Genomic DNA, 22,505 nt, shown 5'->3' with positions numbered 1-22,505 from the left:
CCCCCAACACCACAAGCGTTCCTCGATAGTTGCCACGCTTGCTACGACGCATGATGACTCTCTCATGTCCTCCCCCACCACTCTTTCTCTCCACTCCGCCACCGCCTCATTAGGGCCTGTGGGCCTGGTGCTGGCCGCCGCCATGCTCTGGGGCACCACGGGCACAGCACAGCACTTTGCACCGGCACAGCTATCGCCCTATTGGGTCGGTGGGCTGCGCATGATGATGGCAGCGCTGTTTTTTATAGCGCTGGCTTTGGTGATGGACAAAGGCCACCGATCATCCCCCCTGCACTGGGGTCGCCTAGTATTTTGCGGGCTGTGTATGGCGCTCTACAACCTGAGCTTTTTTGCAGGCATCAAAGCCAGTGGCGTAGCCCTGGGTACCGCACTGGCCATTGGCAGCGGCCCCTTCTGGGCGGGACTGATGCAGGCTGTGGTGCAAAAGCGCATGCCCAGCCCGCAGTGGTGGCTGGGAACCTGCATAGGCGTGGGCGGCGGCATTGTCATGGCGCTGGCCACGGCGGACAGGCAACACCTGCCATGGGTAGGCATGGCGCTATGCCTGCTGGCGGGGCTTTCTTATGCGGCCTATGCACTGGTCAATCAGGCGCTGGTCATGCAGGCGCGTGTGGCCACAGTCAACGCCTGGGTGTTTGGCTGCGCCGCGCTGCTGTCGCTGCCGTTTGCCTCATGGCTGGGTGGCCCGCTACAAATCAGCACCAGCGGCTGGGCCGTCGTGATCTATCTGGGCATCGTAGCGACAGGTGTGGCCTATCTGCTGTTCTCCGTGGGTTTACGCGGCATGTCTGCAGCTACTGGCGTGGCACTCAGCAAGGCAGAGCCCATTACGGCCTTTGCGCTGTCGCTGCTGATCGTGGGTGAGCGCCCTGCATGGTGGTCGGTGTTCGGCCTGCTGGGCGTGATTGGAGGCCTGTGGCTGGTAGTGCAGGCGGAGAGAAAGTCTGCAGAAGCCGTCTGACCTCTGGCCTGCTACGGCTCGCATAGACTTGGCGCTTATGCATGCCACCACTTCCCTCCTGCGCCGGTACGCCACTCGCCACTCTCTGCTGGTGGCCCTTGCCTGCGCCGCGCTGATGCACGCGCCTGCGCAGGCTCAGGTCGATGTAGGTAAGGCATCGGTGATGCGCCAGCTGGTACCGGCAGAAACGCTTGAAAACTCAGCCGCGCAGCAGTACCAGGAGCTGCTGCAGCAAGCCAAGGCTAAAGGAGCACTGGCAGACGGCAACAACGCCCAGTTGCAGCGCATTCGCACCATTGCACAGCGCCTCATCCCATACGCGGCGCAATGGAACCCACGCGCCAGCCAATGGAAATGGGAGGTCAACCTCATCGCCAGCAAGCAGATCAATGCGTTTTGCATGCCCGGCGGCAAGATCGCTTTCTACACCGGCATCATCGACCAGCTCAAGCTGACGGACGATGAAATCGCCATGATCATGGGCCATGAAATGGCACATGCGCTGCGCGAGCATTCGCGTGAGCAACTGGCCAAAAATCAGGCCACCAGCATTGGCATATCACTGGGTGCGCAGCTACTGGGTCTGGGCGATATTGGCAGCACGGCAGCGCGCCTTGGCGGGCAGTTACTGAGCCTCAAGTTCAGCCGCAACGATGAAAGCGATGCCGACCTGGTGGGCCTTGAGCTGGCCGCCCGTGCGGGCTACAACCCGCAGGCCGCCGTGAGCCTGTGGCGCAAGATGGGTGAAGCCACGGGCGAAGGCGGCATAGGCTTTCTCTCCACCCACCCCACGGGCCCCAGCCGCATTCGCCAGCTCGAAGGCAATGTGCCGCGCGTCATGGGCCTGTACGAGCAGGCGCGCAAGCGATAAGTGCAGCGCTGAAAACCCGCTTTCCCCAGCGCATGCAGTCGCTCTATAGTCGTTTGTTGCCACCGGAGGTTCTGCATGCAAGCCCTGGATACCCATGACGTTTTCAATCAGGTTGATGAGCTGACCGACATCAACCTGCTTCAGTCCGATATGGCCTTGCAAGAAGCGCTGCAACGCCAGCAGGCGCAGGCCTTTACGCCAGCACTAGACCGTTTTTCCCAGCAGCTTGGCCAGAAGGCCAATTGGGAGCATGCCGAGCTGGCCAACCGCCACACCCCAGAGCTACAGCGCTTTGATGCACGCGGTCGCGTGCTGGACGCCGTGGAATTCCACCCCAGCTGGCACAGCCTGATGGCGCTGTACCGCGAACAAGGCCTGATCTCGCTGCCGTTTGAGAGCGCTGATAAAGGCCGCTGGAGCGCATGGGCCGCAGGCTTTTATCTGCATGGGCAGGTTGAGCAAGGCACGCTATGCCCCGCCACCATGACCACAGCAGCCATCCCTGTGCTGCAAAAAGAGCCGCAGCTCTGGAGCCAGTTGCAGAGCAAGCTTTACAGCCATGAATACGATGCCCGCGATGTACCTTTGAGCCAGAAAAAATCCATCTGGATAGGCATGGGCATGACAGAAAAACAGGGCGGCTCCGACGTACGCGCCAACACCACGCTGGCCCGCCCTGTGCATGAAGGCGGACGCGGTGGCGAATATCTGCTGCGAGGCCACAAATGGTTTTTTTCGGCCCCCATGTGCGATGCCCACCTGGTTGTGGCGCGCATGGCTGCGCCCAATGGCGAGCCAGGCGGCCACGCCTGCTTTTTTGTGCCGCGCTGGCGGCCTGATGGCAGCAAGAACCAGGTGCGCGTTCAGCGCCTCAAAGACAAGGTGGGCAACCGCAGCAACTCCAGCTCCGAGGTAGAACTACAAGACGCCTGGGGCATCCTCATGGGTGAGGAAGGCAGGGGCATTCCCACCATCATCGAGATGGCCAGTTACACGCGGCTGAACTGCGTGCTGGGCAGCGCAGCCATTTTGCGTACCGCCACCGTGCAATCGATTGCCTATGCGCGCCAGCGCTCGGCCTTCGGAAAAACACTCTCAAATCAGCCTCTGATGCGCTGTGTACTTGCGGATCTAGCTCTCGAAAGCGAAGCATCCATGCAACTGGGAATGCATCTGGCGCAGGCCTATGAACGCGAGGCCGAAGGCGACCTGCTGGCCCGTGCCTGGAAGCGCATCATGACGCCTGCCGCCAAGTTCTGGGTCTGCAAACGCTCGGTCGAAATCACGGGCGAAGCCATGGAGGTTTTTGGCGGCAACGGCTATGTGCAGGAAAGCATTGTCTCGCGCCTGTTCCGCGAAGCGCCGGTCAACTCCATCTGGGAAGGATCGGGCAACGTGATGTGCCTTGATGTGCTGCGCGCCATGGGCCGCGATCCTGATGCCACACGCCTGCTGCTGCAGGACCTCGTCTACATGGCAGCTGGGGAACCCACGCTGACGCGGCTGGCTCAGTCGCTGGCTCAGCGCCTGTCTGCCGCGCCAGATGCGCTGGAGCCGCAGGCTCGCAGACTGGTGCAAGACCTGGCTCTGCTGGCTCAGGCCTGCCTGCTACGCAAACATGCGCCCGGCTATATGGCCGATGGCTTTATCCACACCCGCCTGGGCGAGCAAAGCGGGGCGATGGTGGTTGGTGCCTTCAACTCGGCAGCGCTTGATCTCTCGGCGATATTGCAGCGCGCGCTGCCCGCCTGAAACGCGTCACTGCACCACCAGAGACTTCAGCTGTTTAAAGCTTTGCTGCAGGCTCTTTCCGCTGGTATCGAGCAGATGGTCGGCCTTGGAATAAAAGGCCGCGCGACCCTGCAAAATGCGGCGCAAATCGTCCATGGCCTCAGGGTTGGCGGCCATGGGGCGCGTGTCGCCCTGCTCCACCACACGGCTCATATGCTCCTCGGGCTGGGCCTGTAGCCACACGGTGGTGCAGTGGCTGAGCAGCTCGTTGAAGGTCGCAGGGTCTGACACGATGCCGCCCGGGGTGGCGATCACCACATCGCTGTAAATCTGCACGGCTTCTTCAAGCGCACGGCGCTCATAACGTCGATAGGCACCAGCCCCGTAGAGGTCATAAATCTCGCGCACGCTGCAACCAGCTACGCGCTCAATTTCCTGGTTCAGCTCCAGAAATGGCACGTTCAGCTGATCGGCCAGCATGCGTCCCAGCGTGGACTTGCCTGCACCGCGCAAACCGATCAATGCAATGCGGGTGCCGCGATGCGGATCACCGCTAGGTGCCGTACCCAGAATCTCGCCCGCCGCAAGTCGCACGCGCTGCAGATCGGCTTCGCTGCGGCCTTCGAGCAGCTCACGCAGCAGCAGCCATTCGGCGCTGGAGGTGGTTACATCGCCCAGCAACTCGGCCATGCTGCAACGCAAGGCTTGTGCAATCTGCTGCAGCACCAGGATGGAGACATTGCCCGTGCCGTATTCCAGATTGGCCAGATGGCGCTCCGACACCCCGGCGGCAGACGCCAGCCCACGGCGCGTCAAACCACGGCTGGCGCGCAGATTGCGCACCCGCTCACCCAGCGCCTGCAGCAGCGCACTCTTGCCTGCTTCGGCCTCTTGCATATCCAGTTCTGGTGCCGTCACTAACTGATCCATAAAGCTCCTCAGAGGGGGTGAATGATAAACAGTCGGGGTTAACGCCATACATGCAATATATTGCTTGACACTGAATTGTCCCGTATTTATCTTTTGAATGCACGCACAATATTGCATGTTTCATCGAAGACTAGATGCAGCTCAAAGCCGCACTTCAGGAGACACCTATGGCCGCCCTCACGACCCGCATATTTGCCACCCAAGGGGTGAGCAAATGACCGAGCTACTTGCCAACCATGTTGCCCGGCGCTGGCAAACCGGCACTGGCTCGGGCCACCGCTTGCTGGACCCGGTTCTGGGCACCGAGCTGGTTCGCATCGATGCCACCGGGCTTGATCTGCACGCAGCCTTTGCCTTTGCTCGTGACACGGGCGGCAGGGCTCTGCGGGCGATGAGCTATGCCCAGCGCGCCCAGTTGCTGGCCGATGTTGCCGCCGTACTGCAAGCCCACCGCGATGCGTATTACGAAATTTCCACCGCCAACAGCGGCACCGTGAAGAACGACACTGCCGTCGATGTGGATGGCGGAATCTACACGCTGGGCCAGTACGCCAAGTGGGGCGCAGCGCTAGGCAATGCCAAGCACCTGAGCGATGGCGCAGCCGTGGCGCTGGCCAAAGAGGGGGCGTTTCAGTCCCTGCATATTCAGGTGCCCACGCGCGGCGTGGCGCTGTTCATCAACGCCTTCAATTTCCCCGGTTGGGGGCTGTGGGAAAAAGCGGCCCCGGCTCTGCTCTCGGGCGTGCCCATCATCATCAAACCCGCCACGGCCACAGCCTGGCTCACGCAACGCATGGTCAAGGATGTGATCGATGCGGGCGTGCTGCCACCGGGCGCTTTGTCCATCATCTGCGGCAGCGCTGCCGGACTCATGGATCAGCTGCAGCCCATGGATGTGGTGTCGTTCACCGGGTCTGCCGACACCGCAGCCACCATTCGCAGCCACAACGCCATCACCCGCCATTCGGTGCGCTGCAATATCGAAGCCGATAGCCTGAACAGCGCACTGCTGCTGCCCGGCCACGCCGCCGGCAGCGAGGCCGTGACCCTGCTGGCGCGTGAAGCGGCCCGTGAAATGACCGTCAAATCAGGTCAGAAATGCACGGCCATACGGCGCATTCTGGTGCCGCAAAATCTGTATGACGAAGTGGCGCAGGCCATCGCCGCGCAGCTTGCCAAAGTCACCGTGGGCAACCCGCGCAATGAAGCAGTACGCATGGGCTCGCTCGTCAGCCGTGCGCAGTACGACAGCGTGCAGCAAGGGCTGAGCCAGTTACTGGCCCACACCACCGCACTGTATGACGGCAGAGCCAATGCATTGGTCGATGCCGATCCCATGATTGCCGCCTGCGCCCAGCCCGTGCTGCTGGGCACACAAAACCCCGACGGCTGCGCGCTGGTGCATGACATGGAAGTTTTTGGCCCTGTAGCCACGCTCATGCCCTACCGCGACCTCGAGCACGGTATGGCGCTTGCACATCGGGGTCAGGGTTCGCTGGTCTGCTCGCTGTATGGCGAAGATGCAGCGGCACTGGCTTCAGCCAGCGCCGATCTGGCTGCCAGCCATGGCCGCGTGCATGTGGTCACGCCGGATGTCGCCAAGCTGCATACAGGCCACGGCAATGTCATGCCCCAGTCCATGCATGGCGGGCCGGGCCGCGCCGGTGGCGGTGCTGAGCTGGGCGGCTTACGGGCACTGGATTTCTACCACCGCAAAAGCGCCATGCAGGCCGCACCCAGCGTGCTGCAGGCACTGAGTGCAACGACGGGAGTCTGACCATGATTGATTTCAGCCAGCCCTTCAATCTCGCCCAGCATCTGTTCGATCTCAATCAGGACCGGGCTGACAAGATTGCCTATACCGATGACCAAGGCACGCTCAGCTATGCGCAGCTGCAGGAACAAGCCCGCCGCATCGCCCATGGCCTGCTTGCCGCAGGCATTCACCGCGAAGAGCGCGTGCTGCTGGTCATGCACGATATGCGCGAGTGGGTCATCTCGTTTTTAGGAGCCATGTACGCAGGCGTGGTGCCGGTTGCGGTCAATACCTTGCTCACACCGGCTGACTATGCCTACATGCTTGAGCACTGCCGCGCGCAGGCCATTCTGACCAATGGCGCTCTGGTTCCAGTAGTGCAGCAGGCACTCAAGCAAGCGCAACACGAAGTCAACCACATCTGGGTCGCCAGAGCTGAAGAAGCGCCGCAGGGTCTGCCCCCCGCATTCGAGCCCCTGCAGCCCTGGCTGGCGCCGCAGACGGCACTGCCTCATGCGGCCAGAACCATGGGTGATGATCCCGGCTTCTGGCTGTATTCATCAGGCTCCACCGGAAAACCCAAGGGCGCAGTTCACACCCACGCCAACCCGTACTGGACAGCCGAGCTGTATGGCAAACCGGTACTGGGCTTGAAAGAAAACGATGTCTGTTTTTCTGCCGCAAAGCTTTACTTTGCCTACGGCCTTGGCAACGCGCTGACCTTCCCTTTAAGCGTGGGTGCAAGCGTGGTTCTGATGGCCGAACGCCCCACACCAGAGGCCGTTTTTGCACGCTGGACGCAGCACCAGCCCACGGTGTTTTTTGGTGCACCCACAGGCTTTGCTGGCATGCTGGCTCACCCGGCCTTGCCAGCGCGCGAGCAGGTCAGCCTGCGCATGTGTTCATCAGCAGGCGAGGCCTTGCCGGCCGAGATTGCGCAGCGCTTCAAGAGCCACTTTGGCGCAGACATTGTGGATGGCATTGGCTCCACCGAGATGCTGCATATCTTCATCTCCAACCGGCCTGACGACATACGCTACGGCAGCACCGGAAAGCCGGTTCCTGGCTATGCGATTGAGCTGCGCGGTGAAGACGGAAAGCCCGTTGCCGATGGCGAGATTGGCGACCTTTTCATCAAAGGCCCCAGCGCAGCTCTGATGTACTGGGCCAACCGCGACAAGACGCGCGACACCTTTCAGGGCGCATGGCTCAAGAGCGGCGACAAATATGTGCGCGACGCCGATGGCTACTACACCTACGCGGGCCGCAGCGACGACATGCTCAAGGTCAGCGGCATCTATGTCTCGCCCTTCGAGGTGGAGTCCACACTGCAGTTGCACCCCGCCGTGCTGGAGGCTGCAGTCATCGGTGTGACCGATACCCAAGGCTTGACCAAGACCAAATCCTATGTGGTCTGCAAACCCGGTCACAGCACCAGCGAGGCAGAACTCAAGGCATTCGTCAAAGACCGTCTGGCTGCCTACAAATACCCACGCTTTATCGAGTTTGTCGACGAACTTCCCAAGACTGCCACCGGAAAAATTCAGCGCTTTCGTTTGCGTGAATTGGAATCAAAACCGCACTGAGCCCTTGTCCATCAATCGGATACAGCTATGAAAACAGGAATTCACCGACTAGGGCAAGCGCTGGTTTTGCTTTAAACCTAAAGTTGTTAGAGTGCGCTCGTACATGCGTGCGAAAGATACGTACGAGAGCGCCCGCCGCCAAGTCGGCACCGGTGATTCAAGAGACCTCAGGCCTTCATCAATCAACCAGCAGGAGACAAGCATGAGCAAGCAATGGGCAACATGGAGCAAAGCCACAGCAATCGCACTGGCCACCGCCGCAAGCTGCGGCAGTGTCATGGCGCAGGAAAAGATCAAAGTCGGCTTCATGCTGCCCTTCAGTGGCACTTATGCAGCACTGGGCGTGGCGATTGAAAACGGCTTTCGCATGCAGGTGGCCGAGCAAGGCGGAAAGCTGGGTGGACGCGAAATCGAGTACTTCAAGGTCGATGACGAATCCGACCCCGCCAAGGCCACCGATAACGTCAACCGCCTGATCAAGCGCGACAAGGTCGATGTGATCGTCGGCACCGTGCACTCGGGCGTGGCCATGGCCATGGCCAAGGCCGCCAAGGAAAGCGGCACCGTACTCATCGTGCCCAATGCGGGGGCCGACGCGGTCACCGGCCCCATGTGCGCGCCCAATATCTTCCGCAGTTCCTTCACCAACTGGCAGACCGCCTACCCCATGGGCGTGGTCGCCGCCAAGGAAGGCAAGAAAAATGCCATGACCCTGACCTGGAAGTACGCCGCCGGTGAGGAGGCCGTCAACGGTTTCAAGGAAGGCTTTGAAAAGAACGGCGGCAAGGTCAGCAAGCAGCTGACGCTGCCCTTCCCCAACGTCGAATTTCAGGCCCTGCTGACCGAAATTGCAGCGGCCAAACCCGATGCCGTGTTCTCCTTCTTCGCCGGTGCCGGCGCAGTGAAATTCGTCAAGGACTATCACGCCTCCGGCCTGTCCAAGACCATCCCGCTTTACGGCCCCGGCTTCCTGACCGACGGCACGCTGGAGGCCCAGGGCGAGGCCGCACAAGGCATGCTGACCACGCTGCACTATGCGGACGAGCTGGGCACGCCGCGCGACAAAGCCTTCCGCACCAACTACGCCAAGAGCTACAAGCTGCAGCCCGACGTCTATGCCGTGCAAGGCTATGACGCAGCGCAGATGCTGGCCGTGGGTCTGAAGGCTGCCGGTGGCGACATCAGCAAGAAGGACGCCTTCCGTACCGCCATCGAAAAAGCCACGATTGCCAGCCCACGCGGTGACTTCACGCTGAGCAAGGCGCACAACCCGGTGCAGGACATCTATCTGCGCAAAGTAGATGGCAAGGAGAACAAGAAAATCGGCATTGCCGTCAAGGGCCTGGCAGACCCCGCCCGCGGCTGCCGCATGTAAGACCAACGCATGGCCCGTGAAACCGGGCCATGCGCGCTTTAACCGACCTCCTCCAGGACAAGGATTGCCGTGGATCTCGCCACCTTTTTGGTGCAGTGCCTGAACTCGATTCAGTACGGGCTGCTGCTGTTTCTGCTGGCCTCAGGCCTGACCTTGATCTTCGGCATCATGGGCGTGATCAATCTCGCCCATGGCAGCTTCTACATGATTGGCGCCTATATGGCGTTTGCGCTGTCGCCCTATCTGGGCCAGCATTTCATCACCATGCTGCTGGTGGGCGTGCTCATCACCGTGGTGCTGGGCTACGCGCTGGAATGGGCGTTTTTCAGCTTTCTCTATGAGCGTGATCACCTGCAGCAGGTGCTGATGACCTATGGCCTGATTCTGGTGTTTGAAGGCCTGCGCGCCATCCTTGTGGGCAACGATGTGCATGGCGTGGAAAAGCCCGCGTGGCTGGCTGGCAGCTTTCCGCTGATGGGCATGATGCAGTACCCCTGGTACAACGTTTTTGCAGCGCTGGCCTGCCTGGTTGTGGCGCTGCTGATGTACTACACCGTCAACCGCACGCGGCTGGGAATGATGATTCGCGCCGGTGCCAGCAACCGCGACATGGTGCGCGGCCTGGGTATCAATATCAAGCGCCTGTACCGCATCGTTTTCGCCGTTGGCGTAGCACTGGCTGCATTGGCCGGAATGATTGCCGCGCCCATGAGCTCGGTCTACCCCAACATGGGCTCCAGCGTGCTCATCATCTGCTTTGTGGTCGTCGTGATCGGCGGCATTGGCTCCATCACGGGTGCGCTGATTGCCTCGCTGCTGGTGGGCTTTGTCGATACCTTCGGCAAGGTGTTTTTTCAGGAACTCAGCGGCATGAGCATCTACCTGCTGATGGCCGTAATTCTCGTCTGGCGACCCGAAGGTCTTCTGGGTAAACGGAGCTGAGCATGATCAACCCGCTACCCCACACCAATCAGGCCTATGCCGAGGCACCCGCGGTAACCAGCCAGAGCCGCCCTATTCGCGCTAATAGCGTCTGGGTAGGCGTTGTACTGCCGCTGGCCTGCGCCGTACTACTGGCGGCCGCTCAGCCCTTCTGGTCGGCCTATCTATCTGATCTGGTCGTCAAGATCATGATCCTTTCCATCTTCGCGCTAAGCCTGCATATTTTGGTGGGCGGCGCGGGGCTGGTGAGTCTGGGACATGCCGCTTACTTTGGCCTGGGCGCTTATGCGGCGGTAAAGGCCGCGGGACCAGATGGCAGCAACTTTCTCGTCATGCTGGGCGCTGCCGTTGGCGCATCAGGGCTGTATGCGCTGGTGGTCGGCGCGCTCAGCCTGCGCACCAAGGGCGTGTACTTCATCATGGTCACGCTGGCGTTTGCACAGCTGGCGTTTTTTGTGGTGCATGACGTGGGCTACTTTGGCGGCAGCGACGGCATCTACCTCATGCAGCGCCCGGCCATTGGCGCGCTGGACATGGAAAACAGCAGCACCCAGTACTTCGTGGTGCTGGCCGCGCTGGTGCTGGTCTACGCCTTCATCGCCATGCTGCGCCACTCGCGTTTTGGTCATGCCTTGTCAGGCATTCGCGTCAACGAGCAGCGCATGCGCGCCGCCGGTTTTTCGACCTACGGCTACAAGCTCGCGGGCTTTGTGATTGCGGGCGCTCTGGCGGGACTGGCAGGCTTTCTGCTGGCTGCACGCGATGCCGTGGTCAACCCCGAACTGCTGGCCTGGCACCACTCGGGCGAGGTCTTGCTGATGCTAATTCTGGGCGGCGTGGGTTCACTGCGCGGCGCGGTGCTGGGCACCATCACCTTTGTGCTGCTCAAGGAGCTGCTGAGCACGCACGCCCTCATGGGCAATGCGGCCGACCACTGGCAGCTGACGCTGGGCATCGCCATCATCGTGCTCGTCGCCTTGCTGCCCAAGGGGCTGGTAGGCATCAACGATAAATGGCAGAAAAAGGCTGTAGCGCAGACAGATAAAGCGCAAGCAGCTACCAATCAAGGAGCAAACCATGAGTGATGCTCCCAAGCTTTCGGTACGCGGCCTGACACGGCGCTTTGGCGGACTGGTGGCCGTCAATGAGGTGAATCTGGATCTGCATCAGGGTGAGGTCCATGCCGTCATCGGCACCAACGGCGCGGGCAAATCCACGCTGATCAATATGCTCTCGGGCGAGATAGCGGTTAGCAGCGGCAGCATTGCGTTGGAAGGTCATGATGTCACCCGCATGCCCCAGCCCCTGCGCGCCAAAGCAGGCATTGGCCGCAGCTACCAGCGCACCACCATCTTCCCGGAGTTCACGGTACTGGAAAACTGCCGCCTGACCGCACAGGCGCAGGCCCAGCCACGCCCCTGGCGCATCTGGGAATCTGCCCAGCATTGCGCCGCCAGCATGGAGCGCGCGCAATCGGCCCTCATACGCGCAGGTCTGGCGCAACATGCGCAGCGCATTGCAGGCAGCCTGAGCCATGGAGCAAAGCGCCAATTAGAAGTCGCCATGTGCCTTGCCACCGCACCGCGCGTGCTGCTGCTGGATGAGCCGCTGGCCGGCATGGGCGCAGAAGAAACCGAACGCATGCTGGTGTTGCTGCAAGAGCTGAAAAAAGCCCATGCCGTACTGCTGGTGGAACACGATATGGATGCCGTGTTTCGCATCGCAGATCGCATCACCGTCATGGTCAATGGCAGCGTGGTGGCGACCGGCACCCCCGACCAGATTCGCACAGACCCCGTGGTACGCACCGCCTATCTGGGAGAGGAAGAACATGCTTGAAGCCGTGGCAGAAATCAGCCCCTCAACGCAGACAGAAAAAGCGCTGTTCAGCCTGCAGGATGTGCACAGTTTTTATGGCGACAGTCATATCCTGCACGGCATCTCTCTGGCGCTGCCGCAAGGCAAGGCCGTGGGCCTGCTGGGGCGCAACGGCATGGGCAAGACCACGCTGATTCGCACGCTGATGGGCTATGTACGGGCCCGCTCTGGCCGGGTGTTCTCGGACGGCAAGGAGGTGACGAATTTCGCCCCTGAAAAAATGGCCAAACTGGGCATTGGCTATGTGCCAGAAGGGCGCGGCGTGTTCCCCAATCTCTCCGTCAAAGAGAACCTGCTGATGAGCGCCAGAGCCGGACTGGACGGCCAGAAAAACTGGACATACGAGCGCGTGCTGGAGACCTTTCCGCGCCTCAAAGAACGGCTGTCCAACGGCGGCGATCAGCTATCAGGTGGCGAGCAGCAAATGGTGTCGATTGGCCGGGCGCTGATGACCAATCCACGCCTGATGATTCTGGATGAAGCCACCGAAGGTCTGGCCCCATTGGTGGTCGCAGAAATCTGGCGCGTGATTGCCGAAATTCGCGCCACCGGTATCTCCACCTTGATCGTGGACCGCGACTATAAAAAAGTACTGGCCCACACCGATTACGCGGCTGTGATGGAAAAAGGCAAGCTGGCCTTGCAAGCCCCTTCTGCGCAATTGCAGCAGCAGCCAGAGCAGCTTTCAAGCCTGCTGGGCGTATAAAGCAAAAGGGCCGCATGGCCCTTTATTTATAAGTGCAAGCAGCTCACTTTTTTGCTTTATTCCGCTTAGGCCACACCGCCCAGCGATGCAGCATCCAGGCGAGCATTTTTCGCCACTTCTGGCGGCAAAATCGCCATGGTCAGGCTGCAACTGCAGGTCAGCTTGCCTTCCTCATCACGCAGCTCTATGCCCCAGACATGGGTGGTGCGCCCCAGATGCGTGGGCCGCGCTGTGGCGGTGATCCAGCTGCCCTTGCGGCCTGCGCGCACATGGTTGGCGGTCACGCTCAGACCCACGCAGCGATAGCCCTCAGGAATGCTGCAAGCCGCAGCCAGCGAACCCAGCGTTTCAGCCAACACGACGCTCACACCACCATGCAAGATGCCATAGGGTTGGCAGGTGCGCTCATCCACATGAATACGGGCGCAGACATAGTCGTCACCGTATTCGGTGAACTCAATGCCCAGGTGGGAAATTGCCGTATTGGCACTGCCTGCGTTCAGTGCTTTCAGATCAAGCTCTCGGGTCCAGATCGCCATACCAGTCCTTGTTGTGCATGAAAAAAGGGCACTCTTTGCAGAGTGCCCTTCGATGCTACGGACTTGGTGCGGCAGAAGCTAGCACCAAGCGGACTAGGTGGCGATCAGGCTCGCATGTCGCCCTTGTCCATGAAGCGCTGATGCCAGCTCAGGGCCTCGGTCAGGATGTGCGGCGTATGCTGCGCACCCTGCTGGCGCGAGCGGTCAAAGTAGTCCTGCAACTGGTCGCGGTAGTCGGGGTGAGCGCACTTGTCAATGATCACTTGCGCGCGCTGCTTTGGCGAGAGGCCGCGCAGGTCGGCCAGACCTTGTTCGGTGACGATGATCTGCGTGTCGTGCTCGGTGTGGTCCACGTGCGAGCACATGGGCACGATGCAGCTGATCTTGCCGTCCTTGGCCACGGAAGGCGTGACGAAGAAGGACAGATAGCCGTTGCGCGCAAAGTCGCCCGAGCCACCGATGCCGTTCATCATGCCCGTGCCCATGACGTGGGTGGAGTTGATGTTGCCGTAGATGTCGGCTTCGATCATCGAGTTCATGGCGATGATGCCCAGGCGACGCACCAGCTCGGGGTGGTTCGAGATTTCCTGCGGACGCAGGATGATGCGCTCACGATAGAAGTCGATGTTGTCCTCGAAGTCCTTGCAAGCTTCCTTGCCCAGAGAAATCGAGGTGGCCGATGCCTTGCTCATCTTTCCCACGCGCAGCAGCTCCAGCATGCCGTCTTGCAGCACTTCGGTGAAGCCCAGCAGGTTCTCGAACGGGCTGGTCAACAGACCGGCCAGCACGGCGTTAGCCACATTGCCCACGCCCGACTGGATGGGCAGCATTTCCTTGGGCAGGCGGCCCATCTTCATCTCGTGAGCGAGGAAGTCGATGATGTAGCCAGCAATCTTGTTGGAGTTCTCGTCCGGTGTGGCAAACACGTTGTCGCGGTCACCCTTGTGGGTTTCCACAACGGCGATCACCTTGGCAGGGTCAACCTTCAGATAAGGCTCGCCAATACGGTCGTCGGCATGCGTCATGTTGATGGGCATGCGGCGGGGCGGAATGGCCGTGCCGTAGTAGATGTCGTGCATGCCTTCCATCTTGGCGGGCGGCTTGGTGTTGACTTCCAGAATCACCTTGTCGGCGATCTCGAGCCAGGTCTTGTTGTTGCCCACGGCTGTTGAAGGGATTAGCAGGCCATCGGCCGTCACACCCAGCACTTCGATCACGGCGATGCTCATGTGGCCCAGAAAGCCAAACCATGCGTGCTGTGCCACATGGGACAGGTGCATGTCGATGAAGTCGATCTCACCGGCATTCACGGCCTTGCGGGCAACGGGGTCGGTATTGAAAGGCAGGCGCTGACCCAGTGCATGAGCCTCAGCCATCACGCCATCGCACTCAGCGGCGGTGGAGGCACCCGTCCAGACATTGATCTTGTAGGGCTTGCCTTGGGCATGTTCAGCCTTGGCACGGGCCGCGATAGCCTGGGGCAATGCCTTGGGGTAGCCGGCTCCGGTAAAGCCGCTCATGCCGACATTGACACCATGAGGGATCATGGCGGCAGCCTCTTCGGCCGTCATGACGCGCGAGAGGAATTCTGGGTAACGTACGCGATCTGCGATGGTCATTGTTTGCTCCAAGCTCAGAGACCCCGCCCGAACATGCGAGCCTGACCAGCGCAGACGATGGTGTTTTTGTGGCCCATGCTCGATGCCTGGTCGGCACCTCTAAAAAAAACCGCCCGGATAGGGCGGAGTATCTCCAGAGATAAATGTTACCAGCGCGGAACATAAACATTGGGTTAAGCCATCAAGGCCCCGCGCTGTTGTCAGGGGAATGTCCCTGAGTTACATGTTGGCGCTTACTTGTTCTGTACCTTAGTTTCAGACTGGCGATCGCCCATCGCCAGCAGCGCATACATGATGATGGCACCAAAGGTGGCACAGCCGATACCGCCCAGTGCAAACTCGCCGAACTTCAGCGTGAACTCTCCCGTACCCAGAATCAGGGTGATAGCGGCCACGATCAGGTTCTTGATATCGGAGAAATCCACCTTGTTGTCCACCCAGATCTTGGCACCAGCAATGGCGATCAGACCGAACACGACGATGGACACACCGCCCATCACGGGCAGAGGAATGGCCTGAATCAGCGCGCCAAACTTGGGCGAGAAGCCCAGCAGAACGGCCAGCAGGGCAGCCACAAAGAACACAGCGGTAGAGTAGATGCGGGTAGCAGCCATCACACCAATGTTTTCAGCATAGGTGGTCACACCTGTGCCGCCAGCCGCGCCGGAGACCATGGTGGCCACGCCATCACCGATGAAGGCACGGCCCATGTACTGGTCCAGGTTCTTGCCGGTCATGGCCGTCACGGCCTTGATGTGGCCCAGGTTCTCAGCCACCAGAATGATGACCACGGGCACAATCAGCAGCATGGCGTTGGTGCTGAACACTGGTGCGTGGAAGGAAGGAATGCCAAACCATGCCGCATTGGCCACGCCGCTCAGATCCACCGGCTTGCCCCAGCCCAGCACATTGGTGAACACCGCGTAGAGCACGCTGGCCACCAGCAGGCCAATCAGAATCAGCAGTCTCTGCAGCATGCCGCGTGTGAACACCGCTACCAGCGCCACGGACAGGAAGGTCAGTGCCTGCATCCACGACTCGAAGTTGTTGGATGCCATGTTCTTGATGGGGATGCCAGCCAGATTCAGGCCAATCACCGCCACCACCGCGCCGGTCACCACCGGGGGCATGAAGCGCTCAATCCAGCCCGTGCCAATGGCCTGCACCAGCACGCCAACCAGCATGTACACCAGACCGCAGGCAATGATGCCGCCCAGCGCCACGCCAATATTGGCATTGGCACCGTGGCTGGCCACATAGCCGGTGGCGACGTTGACCACGCCGATAAAGGCAAAGGATGAGCCCAGATAGCTGGGCACCTTGCCGCCAGTGATGATGAAGAAGATCAACGTGCCGATACCGCTCATCAGCACCGCCAGATTCGGGTCAAAGCCCATAAGAATGGGCGCCAGCACGGTGGAGCCAAACATGGCGATCACGTGCTGAATCCCCATCAAGCCGGTTTGCGCCCAGGGCAGTCGCTCATCGGGGCCGATAACGCCGCCATCCTGCAAAACATCGGACGACTTCGGCGTCCAGTCAAACATTCCCATCCCATCTCTCCTTGGAGGTCAAAACGGAGCAGATTATGGCAAGCCATGCTTGTCCAATGGGAGCGTGCAACCACTGGTAAGTGGCCAGCGGCAGTGTCTGGCGCACGCAGTCAGCCTGCTTGTTCAGAGGAAAGCTATCAAATCAATAGCTTTCAGCGCCATTTATTCATTAATTCCAGATAGAAAACCACTTGAAACCATGATTTAACAAGCGCTAGAAGCTATCAAAAAATCAGCTTACTGTTGCAGCGCGCGGGCGATGCGGTCGCGCTTGACCGTGGTTTTGGGCACCTTGAACGGGAACCACATGCGCACATCTTCTTCCAGACCAATGCCATGCATGTAGTTGTAGATGGCTTTTTTGAGCGCGCTGCCCAAGGCATCGTGGTCCACGCCGGTGGGGTCGATGAAGGGGCGGTCGTTCTTGGCAAAGTCACCGGGAGGCAGCGGCGGCAGCTCAATGCCGTATTCCTCGGGGTTGAGGCCCACGGGCGAGTGCACGGTGCAGGTAAAGCGGTGAAAGAAGCCGCTTTGAATACAGCCGTTGAGAAACAACTGGCGCACGTACTCCAGCGCATCCACCGTGTCTTGCACGGTCTGCGTGGGAAAGCCATACATCAGATAGGCGTGAACCAGAATGCCGGCGTCCGCAAACGCCTTGGTCACACGCGCCACCTGATCGACGGTGACGCCTTTTTTCATCAGCTGCAGCAGGCGGTCAGACGCGACCTCCAGCCCGCCGGAGATGGCGATGCAGCCGCTGTCGGCCATCAGCTCAGCCAGCTCGGGGGTGAAGGTTTTCTCAAACCGCACATTGCCCCACCAGCTGATACCGGCGTTGCGCGCAATCAGCTCGGCCGACAGCGCTTTGAGCGCCTTGGGCGGCGCGGCTTCGTCGACAAAGTGAAAGCCGGTCTGGCCGGTTTCAGCCACGATGGCTTGAATGCGATCGGCCAGCACCTCGGCGCTGGCGCCTTCGTAGCGGCCAATGTAGTCGAGGCTGACGTCGCAGAAGCTGCACTTCTTCCAGTAACAACCGTGGGCCACGGTGAGCTTGTTCCAGCGCCCGTCGCTCCACAGGCGGTGCATGGGGTTGAGCATGTCCAGCAACGACAGATATTTGTCCAGCGGCAGGCCATCCCAGGTGGGCGTGCCCACCTCAGCGAAGGCAATATCCGCCTCCATCATGTTGACGTACTTCACCGCACCATCATCACCCCGCACAAAAGTGCGCACCAGACGCGACTGGCCGCGCTCGCCCTGCAAGTGCTCCAGCAGCGCCAGCAAGGGGCGCTCGCCCGCATCCAGCGTCACAAAGTCGAAGTAGTCGAAAACGCGTGGCTCGGCCAGCTCGCGCAGCTCGGTGTTGACAAAGCCGCCGCCCAGCACGGTTCTGATGTGCGGGTGCTTGGCTTTGATGGTCTGCGCAATGCGAAACGCCGCGTAGGCCGAACCGGGAAAGGGCACAGACAGCAGCACCACCGTGGGCTGGTGGCGCTCAATGGCGGCCAGCGTCAGGCGCTTAAGCATGTCGTCGACCAAGTTAGGCCCAGCGGCCAGTGCGTTGGCCAAGGGGTCAAACGTGGGCTGGCTGCCCGCCAGCGATTCGGCATAGCGTACAAATTCAAAGCGCTCGTCCACCGCGTCGCGCAGCACATCGGCCAGATCGTTGAGATACAGCGTGGCCAGGTGCTTGGCCTTGTCGGTCAGGCCCAGCGCGCCAAAGGCCCAGCCCAGCGGGTCGCCGCCCTCTTCGTCCTCGTACACATCCAGCGTGGCAAAGCGCGGGCCTTCAGGCAGGTAGTGGCGCCCGGCAATGCGGTGGGCCAGCGTGGAATCGCGCCCTTGCAAAAAGGCAATCGCCGGGCCGATGGTGGCCAGATAACGATCCTGCTGCGCCACAAAGGACTGCACGGCAGGTGTGTGCTTTTTGGCAGGTAGCGCCCGGATGCGCTCGGCCACGGCACGCAGGCCATCGGGCGAGAGAAGCTCCAGCACCAGCGCCAGCGCCAAGTCTTCTTGCACAGCCGCAATGCCGCGCGAGCGCAAAAAGCCCGTGAGGTAGGCGGTGGACGGGTAAGGGGTGTTGAGCTGCGTCATCGGCGGGATGACGGCCAGCACGCGGGTAGGCAAGGCGGACATGAGGTGCAGGTCGTCGGCAAGCGCCGTTGACGGTGAAGACAGGCCTCGATTATCGGTTTGACCGCGCATCCGTGCTGCACAGGTGACATCTGAGGGGGCCACCACCAATGACTTGCACAGGCTGCAGCGCTAGGCTGGACTCATGTCTTCCGCACCCCAACACCCCGCTCCTTACATTCCACAAATCCGGCTGTATCAAAACTGGCTGCGTGAAACGCGTGGCCTGAGTTTCGCCGACTATGACGCGCTGTGGCGCTGGTCCACCAGCGATCTGGACGCTTTCTGGCAAAGCATCTGGGATTACTTCGAACTGCAATCCCCCACGCCGCACAGCACGGTGCTGGAGCGCAATGTCATGCCCGGTGCGCAGTGGTTTCCGGGCGCGCAGATGAATTACGTGCGCCAGGTGCTGCGCCATGTGCAGCCCGCCCATGCTGCGGGCATGCCCACCGTCATCAGTCGCAACGAGCAAGGCCTCAAGCGCGAGCTGAGCTGGCCCCAGCTTCAGCAACAAGTGGCCGCGCTGGCCTTGCACCTGCGCGCACAAGGCGTAGGCAAAGGCGACCGGGTCGCCGCCTATCTGCCCAATATTCCCGAAGCCATCATCGCTTTTCTGGCTTGCGCCAGCCTGGGCGCGGTGTGGAGCATCTGCGCGCCTGATATGGGCACAAACGCCGTGCTTGACCGCTTCAAGCAGATTGAGCCCAAGGTGCTGATTGCCGTGGACGGCGTGCACTACGCAGGCAAGGACATAGACCGCCGCGAAGTGCTGCAGGAGCTGCGTGCCGGCCTGCCCAGCGTGCAGCATGTGGTGCTGGTGCCCAATCTGGACACATCAATAAAGATAGCTGGCACCGCAAATTACACAAGCGTTACAGGCAGAAATGATGCTGAAACTGCGGCCTTCGAGCCCGAATGGCTGCCGTTTGACCATCCGCTGTGGATTGTGTACTCCAGCGGGACCACCGGCCTGCCCAAGCCCATTGTTCACGGCCACGGCGGCATGGTGATGGTGGCCTTGCAGCTCAAGGCCTTGCACAACGACATTGGCTGCAGCTACGAACCCAATAGCTGGGGCGAGCGCTACCACTGGTACAGCTCCACGGGCTGGGTGATGTGGAATGCACAGGTCAGCGGCCTCTTGGGCGGCACCACCTGCGTGATCTTTGACGGCAGCCCCGGCGGCAGCAAGGAAAAGCCCGACTGGAACGTGCTGTGGCGCTTTGCCGCCGAGACGGGTGTGACCAGCTTTGGTTCAGGCGCGGCCTTTTATGCCAATTGCATGAAAGCAGGGGTTGATCTTGCTGACTGTGGCGATCTGTCGCGCATACGCGGGCTGGGCAGCACGGGCTCGCCGCTGTCGGCCGAGGTGCAGCAATGGGGCACGGAGCAGTTTGCCAAGCTCGGTCATCCCGACATCTGGTGGAACAATCTTTCGGGCGGTACCGACTTTGCGGGCGCCTTCATCGGCGGCAACCGCGACCTGCCGCTGGTGCCCGGAATCATGCAATGCCGCCAGCTGGGGGCAGCCGTCGAAGCCTGGAACGAGCAAGGCCAGCCTGTGATGGATGAAGTGGGCGAGCTGGTCTGCACCCAGCCCATTCCCTCCATGCCGCTGTATCTCTGGGGCGATACCGAAGGCAAGCGCTATCTGAGCAGCTATTTCGACATGTACCCGGCCGGTCATGGCCGCCAGCCCGGCGGCGGCGACGGTGCACCCGACATGGGCCCTGTCTGGCGCCATGGCGACTGGATCAAGCTGCAGACGGAAGGCGGCTGCATCATCTACGGCCGCAGCGATGCCACCATCAACCGCCATGGCCTGCGCATGGGTACCAGCGAGATCTACAGCGCCGTCGAGGCCATTCCCGAGGTGCTGGACAGCATGGTGGTCGATCTGGAATATCTGGGCAAAGACAGCTATATGCCGCTGTTTGTGGCCCTGCGCCCCGGCGTGACGCTGGATGATGCCCTGCGCGGTCGCATCAACGCCGCCATCCGCTCCGCCCTCTCGCCGCGCTTTGTGCCCGACGATATCTTTGCCGTGGCCGAGATACCGCGCACCCTGAGCGGCAAAAAGCAGGAACTGCCCATCAAAAAACTGCTGCTAGGCCAGCCGCTGGCCAAGGTGGTCAACAAAGACGCCATGGCCAACCCCGGCTGTCTGGACTGGTACGAGACTTTTGCCAGAGAGCATCTGGCCAAGACCGAAACGACGGTTTAACGGCCGGTGAACTGCGGCTGGCGCTTCTCGCGCCATGCCGCACCGCCTTCCTGCAGGTCAGCCGATTCAATCGTGGCCTGCACAGCCGCATCAATCCCGGCCTTGTCATGCACCCCACGCGCAATGGCGTTGAGGTGCTTTTTCATGCCCAGCAGCGCCAGCGGGGCCATTCCAGCCAGCGTGGTCTGCAACTGGGCCACGCGCGCGCTGATATCGGGGCCATCAGCCAGATCCACCAGATCCGTCAGAAAGCCGCAGTCCTTCATGGCCTGAGCATTCAGCTTTTCCGCAGTCAGGAACAGGCGCTTGGCCGTATCCACCCCCAGACGGGTCACATAGCGCTCCAGCCCCGAGAGATAGAAGTGAAGCCCCAGCCGCGCGGCGGGCATGAACATCTGACTGCTGGAGCCGCCCACGCGAAAGTCGCAGGCCAGCGCCATATCGGTGGCACCGCCAAACACACCGCCCTGAATGGCCGCAATGGTGACGGGGCGGCAGTTCTCGATGGCATCCACCATTTCGCCGAAGGAGCTGCCTTCGTTCTGGCTGTTGGCGATCTCGCCAATGTCATAGCCGCTGCAAAAATGCTTGCCCACTCCCTGCAGCGTGAGCACCAGTACGGCGGGGTTGGCATTGACCTCATCCAGCTGGCGGCGCAGCGTGATCAGGTCTTCAGGCATCAGTTTGTTGGCCACTTCGGGGCGGCGCAGGGTGATGCTGGCACAGGTGCCCTGAATCAATAACTCTGGAGACATGACTGTATTTTCATCCAGACTCGCGCAACTTCGGGTATCTGTGCCGCATCAAGTGTTGCAGTGCAAACACTCGGTGACCATATTTTTTCCCAGTACACAGGTACACTTTGACGTCTTCATAGAGCACCTTGTGTGCGCTGATCTCATACATGTCTGTTGAATCGACCGGCGCCGTGCGCCCCAGCTTTGACCTCAAAAGTGCTCAACTACCAGTGCTGTCCGTGGTGCTGCGCGGCACCGACATGCAGGCGCTGGTTCAGGACCTGAAGCAGCGCCTGAGCGATGACCCCGACTTTTTCGACAACGACCCCGTGCTCATCGACCTCAGCCAGGTCAACGACGCTGAGGAAGAAATCGACTTTCCGGCCTTGATCGACGCCCTGCGCGCCCACCGTACCATACCCGTGGCCGTGCGCGGCGGCAATGAAGCGCAGATGGCCGCCGCCAATGCTCTGGGACTGACCGCCGCCCCTGACGTCATGCCCGCACGCAGGGCCGAGCCAGAAATTCACGAAATCATCCGCGAGGTGGAAGTGGTGCATGAGGTCGAAGTACCCGCACCACTGGCCGATGCCGTGATTGTGGACAAGCCACTGCGCTCAGGTCAGCGCGTCTATGCCAAGGGAACTGACATTGTGGTTCTGGACATCGTCAGCTATGGTGCTGAGGTGATTGCCGACGGCAACGTCCACGTTTACGCACCGCTGCGCGGTCGCGCCGTGGCGGGAGCCAGCGGCAACACCAATGCCAGGATTTTTAGCACTTGCATGGAGGCACAACTGCTGTCTATTGCAGGTATCTATCGCACAATTGAAACCGATCTCCCCAAAGAAGTTGCCGGCAAGCCTGCCAAGGTGCGTCTGGAGGGGGAAAAAATCATTATCGAGCCGGTGTGAGAGACACACCGGTCGCCCAA

General features: G+C 60.8%; 18 protein-coding genes. 12 read left to right on the top strand and 6 right to left on the bottom strand.

Annotation, left to right across the window (positions count from 1 at the left end):
* Nucleotides 1-64 precede the first annotated feature (64 nt).
* From CLU84_RS20025 to CLU84_RS20015, 3 genes are all read left to right on the top strand, one after another.
* A complete protein-coding gene (locus tag CLU84_RS20025) occupies nucleotides 65-982 on the top strand; it encodes a DMT family transporter (RefSeq protein ID WP_099739715.1) in 918 nt (305 codons plus the stop codon).
* 37 nt (nucleotides 983-1,019) lie between these two features.
* Complete coding sequence (locus tag CLU84_RS20020) at nucleotides 1,020-1,853, top strand: M48 family metallopeptidase (protein ID WP_099739714.1); 834 nt, start codon at nucleotides 1,020-1,022, stop codon at nucleotides 1,851-1,853.
* 75 nt (nucleotides 1,854-1,928) lie between these two features.
* A complete protein-coding gene (locus tag CLU84_RS20015; RefSeq protein ID WP_099739712.1) occupies nucleotides 1,929-3,605 on the top strand; it encodes an acyl-CoA dehydrogenase family protein in 1,677 nt (558 codons plus the stop codon).
* Nucleotides 3,606-3,611: 6 nt separating this feature from the next.
* Here the strand turns inward: CLU84_RS20015 and CLU84_RS20010 are convergent, their stop codons facing one another.
* Nucleotides 3,612-4,514 carry a helix-turn-helix transcriptional regulator gene (locus CLU84_RS20010; RefSeq protein ID WP_099739710.1) on the bottom strand — a complete coding sequence of 301 codons (903 nt, stop codon included), beginning with the start codon at nucleotides 4,512-4,514 and terminating at the stop codon, nucleotides 3,612-3,614.
* Nucleotides 4,515-4,728: 214 nt separating this feature from the next.
* Here CLU84_RS20010 and CLU84_RS20005 point away from each other — a divergent pair, with 214 nt between their 5' ends.
* From CLU84_RS20005 to CLU84_RS19975, 7 genes are all read left to right on the top strand, one after another.
* Complete coding sequence (locus CLU84_RS20005) at nucleotides 4,729-6,291, top strand: 3,4-dehydroadipyl-CoA semialdehyde dehydrogenase (RefSeq protein WP_099739708.1); 1,563 nt, start codon at nucleotides 4,729-4,731, stop codon at nucleotides 6,289-6,291.
* A gap of 2 nt (nucleotides 6,292-6,293) precedes the next feature.
* Nucleotides 6,294-7,856: a benzoate-CoA ligase family protein gene (locus tag CLU84_RS20000; RefSeq protein WP_099739706.1), complete on the top strand. Its 1,563-nt coding sequence runs from the start codon at nucleotides 6,294-6,296 to the stop codon at nucleotides 7,854-7,856.
* Between the two features lie 202 nt (nucleotides 7,857-8,058).
* Entirely contained in the window at nucleotides 8,059-9,231 is a 1,173-nt protein-coding gene (locus CLU84_RS19995; protein ID WP_099739704.1) for an ABC transporter substrate-binding protein, read from the top strand.
* A gap of 69 nt (nucleotides 9,232-9,300) precedes the next feature.
* Complete coding sequence (locus CLU84_RS19990; protein WP_099739702.1) at nucleotides 9,301-10,173, top strand: branched-chain amino acid ABC transporter permease; 873 nt, start codon at nucleotides 9,301-9,303, stop codon at nucleotides 10,171-10,173.
* Nucleotides 10,174-10,175: 2 nt separating this feature from the next.
* Nucleotides 10,176-11,258 (top strand): branched-chain amino acid ABC transporter permease, encoded by a 1,083-nt coding sequence (locus CLU84_RS19985; RefSeq protein ID WP_099739701.1) that lies wholly within the window; start codon nucleotides 10,176-10,178, stop codon nucleotides 11,256-11,258.
* Nucleotides 11,251-12,012 (top strand): ABC transporter ATP-binding protein, encoded by a 762-nt coding sequence (locus CLU84_RS19980; RefSeq protein ID WP_099739699.1) that lies wholly within the window; start codon nucleotides 11,251-11,253, stop codon nucleotides 12,010-12,012. Before CLU84_RS19985 ends, CLU84_RS19980 begins: the two co-directional genes overlap by 8 nt.
* Nucleotides 12,013-12,055: 43 nt before the next feature.
* Nucleotides 12,056-12,757, top strand: coding sequence for an ABC transporter ATP-binding protein (locus CLU84_RS19975; RefSeq protein WP_099740071.1), 702 nt, complete (start codon nucleotides 12,056-12,058; stop codon nucleotides 12,755-12,757).
* Between the two features lie 65 nt (nucleotides 12,758-12,822).
* Here the strand turns inward: CLU84_RS19975 and CLU84_RS19970 are convergent, their stop codons facing one another.
* From CLU84_RS19970 to CLU84_RS19955, 4 genes are all read right to left on the bottom strand, one after another.
* Nucleotides 12,823-13,296 carry a PaaI family thioesterase gene (locus tag CLU84_RS19970; RefSeq protein ID WP_099739697.1) on the bottom strand — a complete coding sequence of 158 codons (474 nt, stop codon included), beginning with the start codon at nucleotides 13,294-13,296 and terminating at the stop codon, nucleotides 12,823-12,825.
* A 104-nt stretch (nucleotides 13,297-13,400) separates the two neighbouring features.
* Complete coding sequence (locus CLU84_RS19965; RefSeq protein ID WP_099739696.1) at nucleotides 13,401-14,915, bottom strand: acetyl-CoA hydrolase/transferase family protein; 1,515 nt, start codon at nucleotides 14,913-14,915, stop codon at nucleotides 13,401-13,403.
* Between the two features lie 233 nt (nucleotides 14,916-15,148).
* Nucleotides 15,149-16,468, bottom strand: coding sequence for a solute carrier family 23 protein (locus tag CLU84_RS19960; protein WP_099739694.1), 1,320 nt, complete (start codon nucleotides 16,466-16,468; stop codon nucleotides 15,149-15,151).
* Between the two features lie 237 nt (nucleotides 16,469-16,705).
* Nucleotides 16,706-18,610, bottom strand: a complete 1,905-nt coding sequence (locus CLU84_RS19955) for a radical SAM protein (protein WP_199173807.1) — start codon at nucleotides 18,608-18,610, stop codon at nucleotides 16,706-16,708.
* 142 nt (nucleotides 18,611-18,752) lie between these two features.
* Between CLU84_RS19955 and CLU84_RS19950 the strand changes: the two genes are divergently transcribed.
* Nucleotides 18,753-20,834, top strand: a complete 2,082-nt coding sequence (locus CLU84_RS19950; RefSeq protein ID WP_099739692.1) for an acetoacetate--CoA ligase — start codon at nucleotides 18,753-18,755, stop codon at nucleotides 20,832-20,834.
* On the opposite strand, the gene CLU84_RS19945 is transcribed toward CLU84_RS19950, so the two are convergent.
* Nucleotides 20,831-21,589, bottom strand: a complete 759-nt coding sequence (locus tag CLU84_RS19945) for an enoyl-CoA hydratase/isomerase family protein (RefSeq protein ID WP_099739690.1) — start codon at nucleotides 21,587-21,589, stop codon at nucleotides 20,831-20,833. The two genes, CLU84_RS19950 and CLU84_RS19945, sit on opposite strands and share 4 nt — an antisense overlap.
* Nucleotides 21,590-21,738: 149 nt before the next feature.
* Between CLU84_RS19945 and minC the strand changes: the two genes are divergently transcribed.
* Nucleotides 21,739-22,485 carry a septum site-determining protein MinC gene (minC, locus tag CLU84_RS19940; protein ID WP_099739689.1) on the top strand — a complete coding sequence of 249 codons (747 nt, stop codon included), beginning with the start codon at nucleotides 21,739-21,741 and terminating at the stop codon, nucleotides 22,483-22,485.
* Nucleotides 22,486-22,505 lie beyond the last annotated feature (20 nt).

The organism is Comamonas sp. 26 (assembly GCF_002754475.1).
Classification (GTDB): domain Bacteria; phylum Pseudomonadota; class Gammaproteobacteria; order Burkholderiales; family Burkholderiaceae_C; genus Comamonas.
The sequence above is the reverse complement of the archived record's forward strand: the minus strand, read 5'-3'. Positions and strand labels throughout refer to the sequence as shown.

What these genes read in the sequence shown, in the direction of transcription:
- CLU84_RS20025 (WP_099739715.1), top strand. Translation starts at nt 65, where the DNA reads ATGTCCTCCCCCACCACTCTTTCTCTCCACTCCGCCACCGCCTCATTA.
- CLU84_RS20020 (WP_099739714.1), top strand. Translation starts at nt 1,020, where the DNA reads ATGCATGCCACCACTTCCCTCCTGCGCCGGTACGCCACTCGCCACTCT.
- CLU84_RS20015 (WP_099739712.1), top strand. Translation starts at nt 1,929, where the DNA reads ATGCAAGCCCTGGATACCCATGACGTTTTCAATCAGGTTGATGAGCTG.
- CLU84_RS20010 (WP_099739710.1), bottom strand. Translation starts at nt 4,514, where the DNA reads ATGGATCAGTTAGTGACGGCACCAGAACTGGATATGCAAGAGGCCGAA.
- CLU84_RS20005 (WP_099739708.1), top strand. Translation starts at nt 4,729, where the DNA reads ATGACCGAGCTACTTGCCAACCATGTTGCCCGGCGCTGGCAAACCGGC.
- CLU84_RS20000 (WP_099739706.1), top strand. Translation starts at nt 6,294, where the DNA reads ATGATTGATTTCAGCCAGCCCTTCAATCTCGCCCAGCATCTGTTCGAT.
- CLU84_RS19995 (WP_099739704.1), top strand. Translation starts at nt 8,059, where the DNA reads ATGAGCAAGCAATGGGCAACATGGAGCAAAGCCACAGCAATCGCACTG.
- CLU84_RS19985 (WP_099739701.1), top strand. Translation starts at nt 10,176, where the DNA reads ATGATCAACCCGCTACCCCACACCAATCAGGCCTATGCCGAGGCACCC.
- CLU84_RS19980 (WP_099739699.1), top strand. Translation starts at nt 11,251, where the DNA reads ATGAGTGATGCTCCCAAGCTTTCGGTACGCGGCCTGACACGGCGCTTT.
- CLU84_RS19970 (WP_099739697.1), bottom strand. Translation starts at nt 13,296, where the DNA reads ATGGCGATCTGGACCCGAGAGCTTGATCTGAAAGCACTGAACGCAGGC.
- CLU84_RS19965 (WP_099739696.1), bottom strand. Translation starts at nt 14,915, where the DNA reads ATGACCATCGCAGATCGCGTACGTTACCCAGAATTCCTCTCGCGCGTC.
- CLU84_RS19960 (WP_099739694.1), bottom strand. Translation starts at nt 16,468, where the DNA reads ATGGGAATGTTTGACTGGACGCCGAAGTCGTCCGATGTTTTGCAGGAT.
- CLU84_RS19955 (WP_199173807.1), bottom strand. Translation starts at nt 18,610, where the DNA reads ATGTCCGCCTTGCCTACCCGCGTGCTGGCCGTCATCCCGCCGATGACG.
- CLU84_RS19950 (WP_099739692.1), top strand. Translation starts at nt 18,753, where the DNA reads ATGTCTTCCGCACCCCAACACCCCGCTCCTTACATTCCACAAATCCGG.
- CLU84_RS19945 (WP_099739690.1), bottom strand. Translation starts at nt 21,589, where the DNA reads ATGTCTCCAGAGTTATTGATTCAGGGCACCTGTGCCAGCATCACCCTG.
- minC (WP_099739689.1), top strand. Translation starts at nt 21,739, where the DNA reads ATGTCTGTTGAATCGACCGGCGCCGTGCGCCCCAGCTTTGACCTCAAA.